General features: G+C 67.0%; 14 protein-coding genes. 3 read left to right on the forward strand and 11 right to left on the reverse strand.

Translation table 11 applies throughout. From position 1 onward, the window contains the following. Window positions 1-10 precede the first annotated feature (10 nt). Window positions 11-1,204 (reverse strand): urate hydroxylase PuuD, encoded by a 1,194-nt coding sequence (locus WS89_RS09415; protein ID WP_059790615.1) that lies wholly within the window; start codon window positions 1,202-1,204, stop codon window positions 11-13. Window positions 1,205-1,257: 53 nt separating this feature from the next. Further along, complete coding sequence (gene uraH, locus WS89_RS09420; protein ID WP_027784716.1) at window positions 1,258-1,611, reverse strand: hydroxyisourate hydrolase; 354 nt, start codon at window positions 1,609-1,611, stop codon at window positions 1,258-1,260. Between the two features lie 530 nt (window positions 1,612-2,141). Here uraH and WS89_RS09425 point away from each other — a divergent pair. Beyond that, entirely contained in the window at window positions 2,142-3,554 is a 1,413-nt protein-coding gene (locus tag WS89_RS09425) for an 8-oxoguanine deaminase (protein ID WP_059790617.1), read from the forward strand. Between the two features lie 129 nt (window positions 3,555-3,683). Here the strand turns inward: WS89_RS09425 and WS89_RS09430 are convergent, their stop codons facing one another. Further along, on the reverse strand, window positions 3,684-4,613 hold the full coding sequence (locus WS89_RS09430) for a LysR substrate-binding domain-containing protein (protein WP_006762467.1): 930 nt from the start codon (window positions 4,611-4,613) through the stop codon (window positions 3,684-3,686). A gap of 217 nt (window positions 4,614-4,830) precedes the next feature. After that, the gene (locus WS89_RS09435; protein ID WP_059505968.1) at window positions 4,831-5,040 is read right to left on the reverse strand and encodes a dodecin; all 210 of its coding nucleotides are present in this window, start codon (window positions 5,038-5,040) and stop codon (window positions 4,831-4,833) included. Window positions 5,041-5,219: 179 nt separating this feature from the next. Between WS89_RS09435 and WS89_RS09440 the strand changes: the two genes are divergently transcribed. Further along, window positions 5,220-6,113, forward strand: a complete 894-nt coding sequence (locus tag WS89_RS09440) for an NAD(P)-dependent oxidoreductase (protein ID WP_059790619.1) — start codon at window positions 5,220-5,222, stop codon at window positions 6,111-6,113. A gap of 66 nt (window positions 6,114-6,179) precedes the next feature. Here the strand turns inward: WS89_RS09440 and WS89_RS09445 are convergent, their stop codons facing one another. The 4 genes from WS89_RS09445 to WS89_RS09460 form a co-directional block, all read right to left on the reverse strand. Then, complete coding sequence (locus WS89_RS09445) at window positions 6,180-6,626, reverse strand: hypothetical protein (protein WP_006488003.1); 447 nt, start codon at window positions 6,624-6,626, stop codon at window positions 6,180-6,182. A gap of 331 nt (window positions 6,627-6,957) precedes the next feature. Beyond that, window positions 6,958-7,389: a large conductance mechanosensitive channel protein MscL gene (mscL, locus tag WS89_RS09450; RefSeq protein WP_059505972.1), complete on the reverse strand. Its 432-nt coding sequence runs from the start codon at window positions 7,387-7,389 to the stop codon at window positions 6,958-6,960. A gap of 236 nt (window positions 7,390-7,625) precedes the next feature. Continuing rightward, complete coding sequence (locus WS89_RS09455) at window positions 7,626-8,801, reverse strand: tetratricopeptide repeat protein (RefSeq protein ID WP_059790621.1); 1,176 nt, start codon at window positions 8,799-8,801, stop codon at window positions 7,626-7,628. A gap of 89 nt (window positions 8,802-8,890) precedes the next feature. Further along, window positions 8,891-9,571: a PspA/IM30 family protein gene (locus WS89_RS09460; RefSeq protein WP_059505976.1), complete on the reverse strand. Its 681-nt coding sequence runs from the start codon at window positions 9,569-9,571 to the stop codon at window positions 8,891-8,893. Window positions 9,572-10,014: 443 nt separating this feature from the next. Between WS89_RS09460 and WS89_RS09465 the strand changes: the two genes are divergently transcribed. Further along, complete coding sequence (locus WS89_RS09465; protein ID WP_059506105.1) at window positions 10,015-12,537, forward strand: penicillin-binding protein 1A; 2,523 nt, start codon at window positions 10,015-10,017, stop codon at window positions 12,535-12,537. 81 nt (window positions 12,538-12,618) lie between these two features. On the opposite strand, the gene WS89_RS09470 is transcribed toward WS89_RS09465, so the two are convergent. From WS89_RS09470 to argE, 3 genes are all read right to left on the reverse strand, one after another. Beyond that, the gene (locus tag WS89_RS09470; RefSeq protein ID WP_059790623.1) at window positions 12,619-13,053 is read right to left on the reverse strand and encodes a DUF3574 domain-containing protein; all 435 of its coding nucleotides are present in this window, start codon (window positions 13,051-13,053) and stop codon (window positions 12,619-12,621) included. 134 nt (window positions 13,054-13,187) lie between these two features. Beyond that, a complete protein-coding gene (locus WS89_RS09475; protein ID WP_059505980.1) occupies window positions 13,188-14,207 on the reverse strand; it encodes a threonine/serine dehydratase in 1,020 nt (339 codons plus the stop codon). A 60-nt stretch (window positions 14,208-14,267) separates the two neighbouring features. After that, the gene (argE, locus tag WS89_RS09480) at window positions 14,268-15,488 is read right to left on the reverse strand and encodes an acetylornithine deacetylase (protein ID WP_059505983.1); all 1,221 of its coding nucleotides are present in this window, start codon (window positions 15,486-15,488) and stop codon (window positions 14,268-14,270) included. Window positions 15,489-15,525: the final 37 nt, after the last annotated feature.

The following is a 15,525-nucleotide window of genomic DNA, read 5'->3' on the forward strand; positions in this document are numbered from 1 at the left end:
AACCGGGGGCTTACTTCGCGGCGCCGCCCTCGAACCACGCGGCGAGCTTTATCCGCTCGTCGTCGGTCATGTGCGTGACGTTGCCGATCGGCATCGCCTTCAGGCGTACGGCCTGGTCGTAGATGCGCTGCGCGTTCTTCGACACTTCTTCCGGCGTGTCGAACATCACGCCCGCGGGCGCGCTGCCCATCAGCGTCGGCTTGGCCGAGTGGCACTCGACGCAGCGCTGCTGCAGGATCGGCATGATGTCGTGGATCGCGACCTTCGGTGCGTTGGCCGCTTGCGCTTCCGGGGCAACCGGCTTCGGCATCGTCCACACCAGCGCGCCCGACAGCAGCGCGACACCGCCGATCGGCAGATACCACAGCTGCTTGCCGCGGTGACGCATCACGAAGAACTGACGAATCAGCGCGCCGGCCAGCATGATCAGCACGAGCACGACCCAGTTGAACTTGTTCGTGTACGTCATCGCATAGTGGTTCGACAGCATCGCGAACACGACCGGCAGCGTGAAGTACGTGTTGTGCACCGAACGCTGCTTGCCGCGCTTGCCGTAGATCGGGTTCGGCTCCTCGCCCTTGAGCATCTTGTCGACCATCTTGCGCTGGCCCGGGATGATCACGAAGAACACGTTCGCCGACATGATCGTCGCGAGCATCGCGCCGACGATCAGGTAGGCGGCACGGCCCGAGAAGATGTGGCATGCGAGGTACGCGGCGATCACGACGTACACGCCGACGCAGATGCCGAGCACGCGATCGTTGGTGCCGAGGATGCGGCACAGCGAGTCGTAGACGATCCAGCCGGCGGCGAGGAAGCCGAGTGCGGAAGCCACGGCGACCACCGGGCCCATGTCGAGCACGTTCTTGTCGATCAGGTACGTGTTCGGTGCGAGCAGGTACAGCACGAAGAACAGCGTGAAGCCCGACAGCCACGTCGTGTACGACGGCCACTTCGACCAGTGCAGGTCGTCGGGCATTTCCGGCGGGGCGACCGTGTACTTCTGCATGTTGTAGAAACCGCCGCCGTGGACGTGCCAGAGCTCGCCGAACACGCCGCGCTTGCGCTGGTTCGGGTCGGTCGGCGGTTTCAGGCTGTTGTCGAGCGCGACGAAATAGAACGACTCGCCGATCCACGCAATGGCGACGATGACGTGCAGCCATCGCAGCGCGAGGTTCAGCCAGTCGGTGATGAAGCCTTCCATAAAACTCCTCCAGACTCAGATCGTTTGTCTTGATGCAGGCGCCGATTCGTCTGTCAGCTGCCGCGATAGGTGCTGTACGACCACGGCGACACGAGCAGCGGCACGTGGTAGTGCGAGCCGGTGTCGGCGATGCCGAAGCGCAGGACGACGCGGTCGACGAAGCGGGGTTCGGGCACCTTCACGCCGAGCGCCGCGAAGTAGTCGCCGGCATGGAACACGAGTTCGTATTCGCCGGCGGCGAGCGCGGCGCCTTCGAGCAGCGGTTCGTCGCAGCGGCCGTCGCTATTGGTCAGCACGGTCTTGATCGCGCGGCGCGAATCGCCGTCCAGCGCGTAGAGGTCCACCTTGATGGCGGCGCCGGGGCGACCGTGCGCCGTATCGAGTACGTGGGTAGTGAGCTTTCCCATTCGTTGTTCCTTGTGTGAATGCGAGGTTCGGCGGCGACTCGATCCATTGACCGTGCGGCGGATCGAGGCTCCACGTCACGTGGCTACATACCCGTCGGCGAGATTGAAGCGAGCGCCGTGCAGGCATTGTAAAAAGGTTCCCCGCGCAAATACGGGCGCGATATCGAAGATAATGCGCCGCGCATGAGCGGCTGTCGACGGCACGCCGGAACGGCTTCGAGCGTGGATTTCGGGCACCCGTCGGGGCACCCCTCGGGGCGCCCGGCGGGGCGTCGGGCGGCGTACCATACCGAATCCCTGAAGGGCGGTATTCCGGATCGCGTATTGTGCTCGGCGCGCGCCTGGGCGATCCTCCCGCCGTGCGCGTCGGCCCGTGGCCGGCGCGTACCCCGAAGACGGCGAGCACGCCGGGTAACCGGGCCAGGGCGTTCGAACGGACGCAGGCACCGGGCGTGCCGCGATTCAGCGTTCGAACGGCTGTGTGACCGCCTCCAGGGCAGCCCCTGGAGGCAGACCGACGCGGAGAACGCATGAATCTCGAGCAGCACGCCGGCGCACGCGCGCCGAACCCCTCTTCATCCCGCCCGACGACCCTGCTGGTCAAGCACGCCGACGTGCTCGTGACCATGGACGACACGCGCCGCGAGCTGCGCGACGCGGGGCTCTACATCGAAGACAACCGGATCGTCGCGATCGGCCCGACCGCCGAGCTGCCCGACACGGCCGACGAAGTGCTCGACCTGCGCGGCCACCTCGTGATCCCGGGGCTCGTGAATACGCACCACCACATGTACCAGAGCCTCACGCGCGCGGTGCCGGCCGCGCAGAACGCCGAACTGTTCGGCTGGCTCACGAACCTGTACCGGATCTGGGCGCACCTGACGCCCGAGATGATCGAGGTGTCGACGCTCACCGCGATGGCCGAGCTGCTGCAGTCGGGCTGCACGACGTCGAGCGACCATCTGTACATCTACCCGAACGGTAGCCGGCTCGACGACAGCATCGGCGCCGCGCAGCGGATCGGCATGCGCTTTCATGCGAGCCGCGGCGCGATGAGCGTCGGCCAGCGCGACGGCGGATTGCCGCCCGATTCGGTCGTCGAGCGCGAACCCGACATCCTGCGCGACGCGCAGCGCCTGATCGAGACCTATCACGACGAAGGCCGCTACGCGATGCTGCGCGTGGTGGTCGCGCCGTGCTCGCCGTTCTCGGTGAGCCGCGAGCTGATGCGCGATGCGGCCGTGCTCGCGCGCGAGTACGGCGTGTCGCTGCACACGCACCTCGCGGAAAACGTCAACGACATCGCGTACAGCCGCGAGAAGTTCGGGATGACGCCCGCCGAATATGCGGAAGATCTCGGCTGGGTCGGCCATGACGTGTGGCATGCGCACTGCGTGCAGCTCGACGAGGCGGGCATCGGCCTGTTCGCGCGTACCGGCACGGGCGTCGCGCACTGCCCATGTTCGAACATGCGGCTGGCGTCCGGCATCGCGCCGGTGAAGAAGATGCGGCTCGCGGGCGTGCCGGTCGGCCTCGGCGTCGACGGTTCCGCATCGAACGACGGCGCGCAGATGGTGGCGGAAGTGCGCCAGGCACTGCTGCTGCAGCGGGTCGGCTTCGGGCCCGATGCGATGACCGCGCGCGAAGCGCTCGAGATCGCGACGCTCGGCGGCGCGAAGGTGTTGAACCGCGACGACATCGGCGCACTGAAACCCGGCATGGCCGCGGACTTCGCCGCGTTCGACCTGCGTCAGCCGCTGTTCGCGGGCGCGCTGCACGATCCGGTCGCGGCGCTCGTGTTCTGTGCGCCGTCGCAGACGGCGTACACGGTGGTGAACGGCAAGGTGGTGGTGCGGGAAGGGCGGCTCGCGACGCTCGATCTGCCGCCCGTGATCGAGCGTCACAACGTGCTTGCGCAGGCGCTGGTGGAAGCGTCGCGTTGACGCGTCGGCGGGGCGGTGGCGCCGCACGCTACGCAGCGGCCGCGCGGCCGTTGCGGCCGTGACCCGCCGCGCCGCGCACCGGGCCGCCGCGTAACGGTGCGACGGGCGCGCACTGCGCGCCGTATGCGATTACGCCTCGATCAGCGTGCGGGTGGCTTCTGCGACGAGGCTGCGCAGCCACCGCACTTCGTCGGAGTAATGGCAGCGCTCGTGCCACAGCTGGTAGTACTGCATCGGCGGGAAGTCGAGCGGCGCGGGCACGACCGACAGCGGCAGGAACTTCGCGTAGTGATCGGCGAACAGCCGCGTGGTCGTGAAGATCAGGTCCGACTTCACGAGCACGTAAGGCGCGAGGTTGAAGTACGGCAGCGTGACGACCACATGACGCTTGAGCCGTTCGCGCGCGAGATGCACGTCGATCGCGCCGCGCTGGCCGACCGAGTACGGCGTCGGCGCGAGATGCGGCGCGTTCAGGTACTGGTCGAGCGTGAGCCCGCCGCGCTTCGCGAACGGGTGCGTGTTGCTCATCAGGCAGACGATTTCGTCGACGAACAGGTTCGACAGGTGCAGTTGCTCGGGCGGCTCTGGCCAGTTGCCGACGACGATGTCGAGCTTGCCGTCCTCCAGCGCGAGCTCGTAGTCGAACGCGGGGCCGAGCGAGTGGAACTCGAGCGTCGCGTTCGGCGCGGCCTGACGGAAGCGTTCGACGACCGTCGGCACGAACAGCACGTTCAGGTAATCGGGACAGCCGATCCGGTAGCAGCGGATCGACGTGGCCGGGTCGAAATTGTGCTGCTGGAACTTGATGCGCTCGATTTCACGCAGCGCGTTCTGCACGGGCTCGAGCAGGCGCAGTCCGTATTCGGTCGGCACCATGCCGGATTTGCCGCGCACCAGCAGCGGATCGCCGGTGATGTCGCGCAGGCGCCGCAGCGCGGCGCTGATCGCCGGTTGCGACTGGTTCAGTTTGACGGCCGCGCGCGTGACGCTGCGCTCCATCAACAAGGTGTGCAAGACGCGCAAGAGGTACGTGTCGATCGCCTCGCGTTGCTGACTCATGTTATCTCCGGTTTATATGGCTGGGCTGATCGAGGGGGTGGTCGGGTATATCGTTTTTAATATGAACGAAAATCAGCGTCAAGAGATGGATACCCGCGGATGCCCGCCGGCCAGGCCGCGACGACGGACCTGAACGGGGTGGAACGCGGGGCGCGCGGCGCCGCGCGGATCCGGATTGCGCGGATCCGAAGCGCGGCGTGGGGAGGCGGCGGGTGCGTCAGTCGTCGAGGCGCATGCCGACCTTCAGCGTGACCTGCCAGTGCACGACCTGGTCGCCTTCGATGTGGCCGCGCGTTTCGGTCACCTGGAACCAGTGCAGGTTGTGCAACGTCTTGCCGGCTTTCGAGATCGCGTTGCGGATCGCGTCGTCGCTCGATTGCCGCGACGAACCGGTCAGCTCGATCATCTTGTATACGTGGTCGCTCATGATGCGCTCCCTGGGACGTTCGTATGGCGGGCCGGTGCAAGGCGCGGTCCCGAAGCGGTCCCGCTACGGTTCCGCTACGGTTCCGCTACGGTTCCGCAACGGTCCCATGCGTGCCCGGCTTCTTGAGTGATAGGTATGATGGGCGGCAAGTGCAACCCATATCGGAGACGAGGAACATCGTGGAAGTCGGATTTTGCGGACCGGGATTGATGGGCGCGCCGATGATTCGGCATCTGCTGGCGGCCGGGCATCGCGTCGGCGTGTGGAATCGCTCGCGCGACAAGGCCGACGCGCTGGTGAAGGACGGCGCGCAGGTGGTCGGCACGCCGCGCGAGCTGGCCGAACGCGTCGATACGGTATTCGTGTGCGTGCTCGACGGCCGGGCGGTCGGCGACGTCGTGTTCGGCGAGCACGGGCTGCTTTCCGGGGACGCGAGCACGCGCCGCCTGCAGCGCATCGTCGATCATTCGAGCATTCCGCCGGCCGCCACGCGCGACTACGCGGCGCGTGCGGCCGCGCTCGGGGTCGGCTGGGTCGATGCGCCGGTGTCCGGCGGCGTGCCGGGCGCGCAGGCCGGCACGCTCGCGGTGATGGCCGGCGGCCGCGCGGCCGATCTCGATGCGGTGCGCCCGCTGATCGATACGTATGCGTCGCGCATCACGCACATGGGCGACGCCGGCGCGGGCCAGACGGCGAAGCTGTGCAACCAGGCGATCGTCACCGCGACGGTCACCGCGATCGCCGAGGCGGTCGGCCTGGCGCAGGCGAGCGGCATCGACGCCGCGCGTCTGGCCGAGGCGCTGGCCGGCGGCTGGGCCGATTCGGTGCTGCTTCAGACGTTCGTGCCGCGCATGACGTCGGGCGGCCATCCTCCGATCGGCGCGCTGAGTACGTTTCAGAAGGATGTCGATGCCATCGCGGACGCCGCGCGCGACACGGGTGCGGTGATGCCCGTGTCGGCCACCGTGCAGCAGGTGCTGAGGCTCGGCGCCGCGCAGGGGCTCGCCGGCGCCGATTTCGCCGCGTTCATCGACATCGTGCGTCCGAACAACGGTCGCCGGCAGGCGTCGTGAAAGGCAAGCGGGGCGCGTGAATGGCAAATGGGCCGCCCGGAGGCGGCCCATCGAATGACTGGCGGCTCAGCCGAGCGAGCGGGGTGTCGTGTCGCCCGCGTTCTGGCGGCCGAGGCCGCCACGCAGGCTGGCTTTCGTGCCTGCACCAAACTCGGGCAGGATGCGCGCACGCGCACGGCTTGCAAAGACGAGGAAGCCGAAGCCGTTCGCTTCGTACCAGTATCCGCCGTTCTCGAGGCCGTCGAGCGGCTGCTCGAGCGCGTTGGCGATCGATTCGATGCAGCGCTTGCGCAGTTCGGCGATGGCCGGATAGGGCGGCTGCGCGCCGCGTACGCTGCACAGGAGCACGTCGAGGCCGGGCAGCACGTGCGCATAGAGGACGGGCTCGTCCTGCGCGCGGGCGCGGGCAATCTTGGTGTCGAGCTGGGCAAACGGTTTCGAGTGGCGCAAGACCGCGAGGAACGACTCCTGGCCATCCTGCGGCGCACGCCGACGTTTTTTCGGGAAGGACATAAACACTCGCCTCAAAAACAATTGCAAGAAATGCGGCACTTTCATGCGACCCACTCCCGGCTATGTACGCCGCATGTCGATCCTTTATAGCACACGAAAATGCTGCATTCGTGCAGTACGACGATCAATGTCTCCCGTCGACCTGCTCGCCATGATCGACACAGCCAGCGTCTTGGCGCCCGTACTGTCGTTTAGTCTCCATCATAGACCTGCTTTTCCCGCGCGTGCATTCGCTCGTCACAAAAAAATGAGATAGGCCGCATGCGGCGGTGCATCGCGTGCGCAATAAAAAGGCCCGCACGAGGCGGGCCTGGCTGGCGCAGTGCGGCGATCAGCGCTGCTTGAGCGAATCGCGGATCTCGCGCAGCAGCACGGTGTCTTCCGGCGTCTCGGCCGGCGCGGCTTCTTCCGGCTTGCGCAGCTTGTTGATGAATTTCACCATCAGGAAAATGATGAACGCAAGGATCACGAAATTGATCGCCACGGTAATGAACGAGCCGTAGCCGAATGCGGCGACGCCCGCGGCCTGCAGGTCCTTGAACGAATCGGGATTACCCTTGAACGACGGCGGGATGGTGCCGAGCAGAACGAACTTGTTCGAGAAATCCAGGCCGCCGGTCAGCACGCCGATGACCGGCATGATGAGGTCCTTCACGACCGAGTCGACGATCTTCGAGAACGCGCCGCCGATGATCACGCCGACGGCGAGATCCATCACGTTGCCCTTGACGGCGAACTCCTTGAATTCCTTGATGATGCTCATGAGCGGCTTTCTCCTGGTTGGGGGCGAGGGAGGCGTGCCGCGACGCGCTGGATTGCTTTGCGTCGAATGAGGGTCGGTGGCACGCCGATGGCCGCATGATAGCGAACGTGCCCCATTGCCGGTAGTCCATCTTGAAATGATTGACAAATCCGCGGGTCGGCGCGGCCGGTCATGCAGCGGGGCCTAGCGTGCGTGCCGGGTGTCGACACGCGAGTCGACGCCCGGTGCGCGGGTGCTCAGGTGTTGTCGTCGGTCCAGCCGTCGTCGTTGCTGCCGAGGTCCATCCCGCCGCCGCTGCCGTCGCTCCAGTTCGAATCGTCGCCGCGGCCGAGATCGAAGCCCGGGTCGGATTCGTGCCGGCGGTGCTCGCCGTCGACGATCACGTCGCGTTCGACCACGCGATCGCGGCCGCCGGACATCGCTTCGCCGAGCAGCACGCCGGTCAGCAGCCCGCCCATTCCACCGCCGAAACCGCCGCCTTGCTGGATCACGACGGGCGGCTGCTGTTGCGGATACGGTTGCTGCGGCGGGTAGGGCTGTTGCTGATACGGCTGGCCCTGGGCGCCCGTCATACGGTCGGCTTCTTGCGCGTACACGGAACCGCTGCCGTTCGTCGGCGCCGCGGGTTGCGCGGCCGGGTCGGGGCGGCCTTCGACGCGCGCCTTCACGCTGGCGTGACGCTGTTCGAGTTCGTCGACGCGATACGGCGGCACCGGATTCTTGCCGTTCGACAGCGTTTCGACGAGCGTGCGCGCGTCGTTCTCGATCGCTTCGAGTTCGCCGGTCAGCGCCGCGGCGCCGGGCGCCGTCGACAGTTTCGCATCGAGCTTCAGCGGCCGGATGTCGTTCAGCACGTCGGTCGCGCGCTTGAGCTGCGTGCGGCGTTCGTCGTCGGCGCGGCCGTTGTCGGCCGTGCGTGCGCGCCGCAGCGTCCAGCGCAGCACCAGCGCGATCACGGCGACGATCAGCCCGAGGCCGATCCACATGCCGGTCGACGGGCCGTGCTTGTCGGCCGGTGCGACGGCGGGGGCGAGCCCCGGCTGCAGCGTGCCGGCCTGCGTGGCCGACGGCGTGTTGCCGCTCACGCGCGCGGCGTCGGCGCGAATGCGCGACTCCGTCTGCGCGAAACGCGACGCGTCGGTGAAGCGCAACTGCGGATCGAGCGATTTCGCGCGCTGCAGTTGCGCGAGCGCGTCGGATGCGCGGCCTTCGCGGTCCAGCACCTGCGCATACAGGTAGCGCGCGTGCGCGTTGTTCGGATGGGCGTCGATGACTTGCGACAGCTGCGTGTCGGCGCGTTGCCAGTCGCGCTGCGCGATCGATTGCTCGACCTGCTGCAACGACGGGACCGCAAACGCGGCGGACGACAGCAACATCAGCGACAGGCCGAGTGCGGCGAGGGATTTCTTCATGGTCGAACCGGGCGCAGGCGCCCGTCTCCTGACGATCGGTGCGCGCCGCGCACCCGTGCCGGGGCGCGGCGCGGTTGCCCGCGCGGCGGTTACTGCGCGGGCGTATCGAGCTGCTTCTTCAGCGCGGCGAGGCGATCCTCGACCGACGGGCCCTTGTTCAACGCAGCGAGCTTGTCGTCGAGCGCCTTGCCGCTCGACGTGTCGGCCGAATTGAGGCGTGCATCCGAGCGTGCGTTCTGCAGTGCGACCTTGTCCTCGAGCTTCTGGAAGTCCTCGGACAGGTTCTTGCCGCCGATACCGCCCAGCGCGCTGGCGGCCACGTCCTTCGCCTGCGCGATTTCCTGCTTGGCCTGCAGGATGTTCGAGCGCGCATTCAGGTCGTTGCGGCGCTGACGCATGTCGGCGATCTGCCCCTTCAGCTTCTCGACCGACGGCTCGAGCGTCGTCAGCTCCGCCGCGAGCGCATCGCGCTCGGCTTCCGCATTCGACTGGGCGGCGAGCGCCTCGCGGGCGAGCGCTTCGTCGCCGCTCTGCAATGCACGCTTCGCGCCGTCCTCGTACTTCTTCACCTTGTCGTCGGCCGCATCGCGCTTGCTGCGTTGGGTCGCGACCTGTGCCTCGATCTCGATCAGCGAATTCTCGGCACGGCCGATGCTGTCGTCGAGCTCCCGCACGATCTGCCGTGCATCGCGCGACGGATCCTGTACCGAATCGGCCGCATCGTTCAGCAGACCTTTGATCGTGCGCGAAATAGAGTCGAAAAGCGACATGAAATCCTCCGTGGTTGAAAGGCGCCGCGCGACCGCGGCAGTGCCCGCGGCGAGCCGGTTCGGGCCCGCGTGAGCCGGCGGATATTACACCACCGGTTCACTTAAATACGGCTTAAACGCGCGAGTTCAAGCGGCTCGCGCATCGGGACGCCAAACCTTTCGCAACTGAAAGAAAATCGCCCGCGCATGCCGCATTGCGTGTCCATCATAGGCCGAGGATGCCGACAATACGTTCCGGAAATCACGGCATTGCGGGAATTTTTACAAAAAATCGCGAAGGCCCCCGGTCGATTTCATTAAAATGCGCTGTCACGTCGCGGGAACGGATCGCCGCGCGGCGGGGTCTGTCGACGTGACAGCCGCATCTCGATGCACCCACTCTGATTCATCCGCTTGCATTTCCGCATGCGTCCGAGGGCGCGATGTACGCCCGCCATTCCGACATGCCAATTATCAAACGACCGCCATCTTCTTCCGACAGGAACGAACCCCACTACACGCTGCGCCGTTCGCCGTCCGGAGCCTATTACCCCGATGACGACGATCGCGACGACGGCCGCCGCGCGCAGCAGCGCAGCGGAGGTGGCGCAGGGCGCCGCCGCACGTTCGGTTCGCGCGTCGCGCTGTGGTTCGTCGGCCTGTTCGCGACACTGGCGGTCGTCGGCGCGCTGATCGTCGGCTACGCGCTGGTCGTGATGGCGCCGCAACTGCCGTCGCTCGATGCGCTGACCAACTACCAGCCGAAGGTGCCGCTGCGCGTGTTCACCGCCGATCACGTGCTGATCGGCGAGTTCGGCGAGGAGCGCCGCAGCCTCGTGCGCTTCCAGGACATTCCTGACGTGATGAAGAAGGCCGTGCTCGCGATCGAGGACTACCGCTTCTACGAGCACGGCGGCGTTGACTTCCTCGGCATCCTGCGCGCGGGCGTGGCCGACCTGATGCACGGCGGCGCGCGCCAGGGCGCCAGCACGATCACGATGCAGGTCGCGCGCAACTTCTTCCTGTCGAGCGAGAAGACTTATACGCGCAAGATCTACGAAATGCTGCTCGCGTACAAGATCGAAAAGGCACTGACGAAGGACCAGATTCTCGAGCTGTACATGAACCAGATCTATCTCGGTCAGCGTTCGTACGGCTTCGCGGCCGCGGCGCGCGTGTACTTCGGCAAGGACCTGAAGGACATCACGCTCGCGGAAGCGGCGATGCTCGCGGGGCTGCCGAAGGCGCCGTCCGCGTACAACCCGGTCGTCAATCCGAAGCGCGCGAAGGTGCGTCAGGAATACATCCTGAAGCGTATGCTCGACATCGGCTACATCACGCAACCGCAGTACGACGAAGCGATCAAGGAAGAGATCCACGTGCGCACGCCGGGCAACCAGTACGCGGTGCACGGCGAGTACGTCGCCGAGATGGTGCGGCAGATGATGTACGAGCAATACAAGGACGAAACCTACACGCGCGGGCTGACCGTCACGACGACGATCAACTCGGCCGACCAGGAGGCCGCGTATCAGGCCGTGCGCCGCGGCATTCTCGACTACGAGCGCCGTCACGGCTATCGCGGCCCCGAAGCGTCGATCAATCTGCCGCCGGCCGGCGACGAGCGCGACGAGGCGATCGACGACGCGCTCGCCGATCACCCGGACAACGGCGACCTGCAGTCGGCGGTCGTGCTGTCCGCCTCGCCGAACGCGGTCGAGGTGCAGTTCGTCGGCGGAGCGACCACGACGATCGGACCGGCCGGGCTGCGCTTCGTAGCGGCCGCGCTCGGGGCCCGCGCGAACAACACGCTGCGCATCAAGCCGGGCTCGGTCGTGCGCGTGCTGAAGGACGGCAAGACGGGCTGGCAGGTCGTGCAGTTGCCGCAGGTCGAAGGCGCGCTCGTCGCGATCGCGCCGCAGGACGGCGCGATCCGCTCGCTCGTCGGCGGCTTCGACTTCAACAAGAGCAAGTTCAACCACGTGACGCAGGCATGGCGGCAGCCGGGCTCGTCGTTCAAGCCGTTCATCTATTCGGCGTCGCTGGACAAGGGGCTCGGGCCGGCGACGATGATCAACGACGCGCCGCTGTACTTCCCGCCGAGCGTGCCGGGCGGCACCGCATGGGAGCCGAAGGACGACGACCAGCCCGACGGCCCGATGACGATGCGCACCGGCCTGCAGCGTTCGAAGAACCTGGTGTCGATCCGGATCCTCGCGTCGATCGGCACGCAGTATGCGCAGCAGTACGTGACGCAGCGCTTCGGCTTCGATCCGGCGAAGACGCCGCCTTACCTGCCGATGGCGCTCGGCGCGGGCCTCGTGACGCCGCTGCAGCTCGCGACCGGCTACGCGGTGTTCGCGAACGGCGGTTACAAGGTCGATCCGTACCTGATCGCCGAAGTCGACGACGCGCGCGGCCAGCCGTTGCAGAAGTCGCAGCCGGTGGTCGCGGGCGGTACGGCGCCGCGCACGATCGAAGGCCGCAACGCGTACGTGATGAACAGCCTGCTGCATTCGGTCGCGACGGCCGGCACGGGCGCGGGTACCAACGCGCTGGGCCGCAACGACCTGCAGGGCAAGACGGGTACCACGAACGACGCGAAGGACGGCTGGTTCGCCGGCTATCAGCAGTCGCTCGTCGCGGTTGCGTGGATGGGCTTCGACCAGCCGAAGAGCCTCGGTAGCCGCGAATTCGGCGCGCAGCTCGCGTTGCCGATCTGGGTGAACTACATGCGCACCGCGCTGAACGGCGTGCCCGAGCAGCAGATGCCGATGCCGGACGGCCTGACCACGATCGACGGCGAGCTGTACTACGCCGATCGCACGCCGGGTAACGGCTTCGTCGCGAACGTCGACATCAACCCGGCCGAGAACGCGATCAGCGCGAACGACGCACTCGGTTCGGCCGGCGCGGCAGGGCTCGCGCCGCCGCCCGTCACGCCGCAGGAGAAGCAGCAGATCATGGACATGTTCGAGAACAAGTAAGCGGTACGCCGTTCTTCACCCATGCGACGGGCGCCTTCGGGCGCCCGTTTTTTTACGCGGCCGGCACCGGAAGACGGTGCATCAGAACGACGCGCAGGCCGGCACGACGGTCATGCCGACCGATTGCTGGTGAAATCGCCGGACGTACGCTTGCCGGATCGCGGCGAGCCGCGTACGCGTGTCGGGCGTATCGTCGGCGATGATACGGATCACGAAGCTGTCTTCGCGCGTGACCCCGCCGGTCGAGCGGTCGCGCCACTGGCCGTGCGTGTCCCAGTAGGTGAGGCCGTCGGGGAAGCGCGACGTGACCGTGTCGGCGAGGAATGCCGCACGTTCGGCATCGGTGACGGGGCCGCGCCCGGCAATGTCGCGTCCGAACAGCAGGTCGGCCTGCAGCATGCGGCTTTCGCCCGGTTGCGTGCAGGACGCGGGTTGCGCGCGGGAGGTGGACGAGGGCGGCGCCGCGCAACCGGCGAGCAGCGCGAGCGCCGCCGCGCATGCAGCCAGCCGCCGCATCTGCCCATTTCGTGACGATCGACCTTCGCGCGCGCAAAACGCTGCATGCTCAACCACTTGCGTGCGTGTCCGGCGGGTTATCAACAGGGCTGTCAACATAATCTGGGGATAACCCTGAGTTGGCCGGCGCGCGCTCAGTGTTGCAGTTGCGCGTGCGCGAGATGCATGCCGAGCGTGGCGGGATCGGTATTCGTGCCCGACAGCAGCACGCCGACGCGCTTGCCCTGCAGCGTTTCGCGCAGCGGGCCGAGCAGCGCGGCGAGGGCGGCCGCGCAGGCCGGCTCGACCGACAGTTTCAGGTGCGAGAACAGGAACAGCATCGCGGCTCGCAGCGCGTCGTCGGATACGGTGACGATGCGCTCGAGGTGGCGCCGGCACAACTGGTAGCTGTATTCCTCGGTATGCGGCGCCATCAGCGAATCGGCGATCGTCTGCATCGCGCTCATCTTGATCGTGTGATTGGCCGCGAAGCTGCGGCTCATCGCATCGGCGCCTTCCGGCTCGACGCCGTACACGTGCACGCGCGGATTCGCGAGCCGCAGCGCGGTCGCCGTGCCGGCCGCGAGACCGCCGCCGCCGATCGGCACGATCACCGCGTCGAGGTCCGGCGTTTGCGTCGCCCATTCGTAGCCGAGCGTCGCGGTGCCGAGGATCGTGTGATAGCCGTTGAACGGATGAATGAAGAAGCGCCCTTCCTCGGCCTCGATGCGCCGCACGAGATCGAACGCCTGCGACGCGCTGCCCGCCAGCACGACTTCCGCGCGGTACTGCTTGCATTGCGCGATGCGCGTCGGGCTCGCGGTATGGAACATCACGACCTTCGCGCTGCTGCCGAGCCGCATCGCCGCATATGCGACGGCCGCTGCATGATTGCCGGCCGACACGCAGGTGACGCCGGCGTTCTTGCGGCCTTCGTCGAGCGCGAGCAGGTGCGTGAACGCGCCGCGCGCCTTGAAGCTGCCGCTCGCCTGCAGCAGTTCGAACTTGAAGTTGACGTGCGTGCCTTCGAGGGAAGGCAGGTCGGCGCGTTCGAACACGGGCGTGCGCGCGACCCAGGGCGACAACGCGAAATGCTGCGCGGCGATTTCGTCGAGCGTCGGAATCGGCTCGCCGTCGATCGTCGTATGGGCGGTGCCTTGCTGTTCAGTCGACATGACGTGGCGGGTGGCGGAGTGGACCGGCCCGCACACGCGGGCCGGCGTGGCGGGAGGCAGTCAGTGCGCGTCGACCGACATGCTGCGGATGAACTTGCGCAGGAACTGCTCGCAGCCGGCGAGCTGCGCGAGCTCGACATATTCGTTCGGCTTGTGCGCCTGCTCGATGTTGCCGGGGCCGCACACGACGCTCGGGATGCCCGCGCGTTCGAACAGGCCGGCCTCGGTGCCGTACGCGACCTTGCGCTTGTCCTGGTCGGCCGTCAGCGCGCGCACGAGCTGCGTGATCGCGGCCTGTTCGGTCGCGTCGAGGCCGGGCGCCGCGGCGATCTTCGAGAACTCGATCGCGGCGTTCGGATGTTCGCGAAGCATCTGCGGCAACAGCGTTTCCTGCGCATACGTTTCGATGCGCGTGAAGATCTGCTCGGGATCGAGCGTCGGCAGGTTGCGGAATTCGAAGTCGAAGCGGCACTCGGCCGGCACCGTGTTGATCGCGTTGCCGCCCTGGATCGTGCTCGTCTGCGCGGTGGTGAACGGCACGTCGTACAGTTCGTCGAACGGGCCTTCGGCGCGAAAGCGCTCGGCGATGTCGCGGATGTGGCAGATGAGGCGCGCCGCATACTCGATCGCGTTGAGCCCCTTCGGCGTCAGCGACGAATGCGCCGCATGGCCGCGCACGCAGCAGCGGTATGCGTTGATGCCCTTGTGCGCGATGATCGGCCGCATGCTGGTCGGCTCGCCGACGATGCAGCCGGACGGCTGCACGCCACGCTTCACCAGATCGGCGATCATCAGCGGCGCGCCCGCACAGCCGATTTCCTCGTCGTAGGACAGCGCGAAATGGATCGGCTTCGCGAGCTTCGTCGCCTGCATCTCGGGCAGCAGCGCGAGCGCCGCGCCGATGAAGCCCTTCATGTCGCAGGTGCCGCGGCCGTACAGGCGGCCATCGCGGATTTCCGGCGCGAACGGGTTGCTGTCCCATTGCTGGCCGTCGACCGGCACGACGTCGGTGTGGCCCGACAGCACGATGCCGCCGTTGGTCGAGCCGTCGTGCGCGGGCACGGTGGCAAACAGGTTCGCCCAGCCTTCGCGCGGATCGTGCGTGATCGTCGACGCGATGCCCTTCGCGGCGAGCGCGTCGCGTACCGTTTCGATCAGGCCGAGGTTCGGCACGCGACTCGTCGTGTCCATCGACACGAGCTGCTTGACCCAGGGCAGGCTGACGAGCGATGCGTCGCCTTCGGTTGCGGCGGACGGTGCCGTCGCGTCGAGAGTGGACATGGCAAAACTCCGTCTGATGAATGGGAAATCATACTCA

Origin of the sequence: Burkholderia sp. MSMB1072 (genome assembly GCF_001524725.1) — a bacterium.
Taxonomy (GTDB): domain Bacteria; phylum Pseudomonadota; class Gammaproteobacteria; order Burkholderiales; family Burkholderiaceae; genus Burkholderia.

Excerpts from the sequence above, each read along its gene's own strand:
- WS89_RS09470 (WP_059790623.1), bottom strand. The coding sequence starts at position 13,053 with ATGCGGCGGCTGGCTGCATGCGCGGCGGCGCTCGCGCTGCTCGCCGGT.
- WS89_RS09460 (WP_059505976.1), bottom strand. The coding sequence starts at position 9,571 with ATGTCGCTTTTCGACTCTATTTCGCGCACGATCAAAGGTCTGCTGAAC.
- WS89_RS09445 (WP_006488003.1), bottom strand. The coding sequence starts at position 6,626 with ATGTCCTTCCCGAAAAAACGTCGGCGTGCGCCGCAGGATGGCCAGGAG.
- WS89_RS09415 (WP_059790615.1), bottom strand. The coding sequence starts at position 1,204 with ATGGAAGGCTTCATCACCGACTGGCTGAACCTCGCGCTGCGATGGCTG.
- mscL (WP_059505972.1), bottom strand. The coding sequence starts at position 7,389 with ATGAGCATCATCAAGGAATTCAAGGAGTTCGCCGTCAAGGGCAACGTG.
- uraH (WP_027784716.1), bottom strand. The coding sequence starts at position 1,611 with ATGGGAAAGCTCACTACCCACGTACTCGATACGGCGCACGGTCGCCCC.
- WS89_RS09465 (WP_059506105.1), top strand. The coding sequence starts at position 10,015 with ATGCCAATTATCAAACGACCGCCATCTTCTTCCGACAGGAACGAACCC.
- argE (WP_059505983.1), bottom strand. The coding sequence starts at position 15,488 with ATGTCCACTCTCGACGCGACGGCACCGTCCGCCGCAACCGAAGGCGAC.
- WS89_RS09455 (WP_059790621.1), bottom strand. The coding sequence starts at position 8,801 with ATGAAGAAATCCCTCGCCGCACTCGGCCTGTCGCTGATGTTGCTGTCG.
- WS89_RS09475 (WP_059505980.1), bottom strand. The coding sequence starts at position 14,207 with ATGTCGACTGAACAGCAAGGCACCGCCCATACGACGATCGACGGCGAG.
- WS89_RS09430 (WP_006762467.1), bottom strand. The coding sequence starts at position 4,613 with ATGAGTCAGCAACGCGAGGCGATCGACACGTACCTCTTGCGCGTCTTG.
- WS89_RS09425 (WP_059790617.1), top strand. The coding sequence starts at position 2,142 with ATGAATCTCGAGCAGCACGCCGGCGCACGCGCGCCGAACCCCTCTTCA.
- WS89_RS09435 (WP_059505968.1), bottom strand. The coding sequence starts at position 5,040 with ATGAGCGACCACGTATACAAGATGATCGAGCTGACCGGTTCGTCGCGG.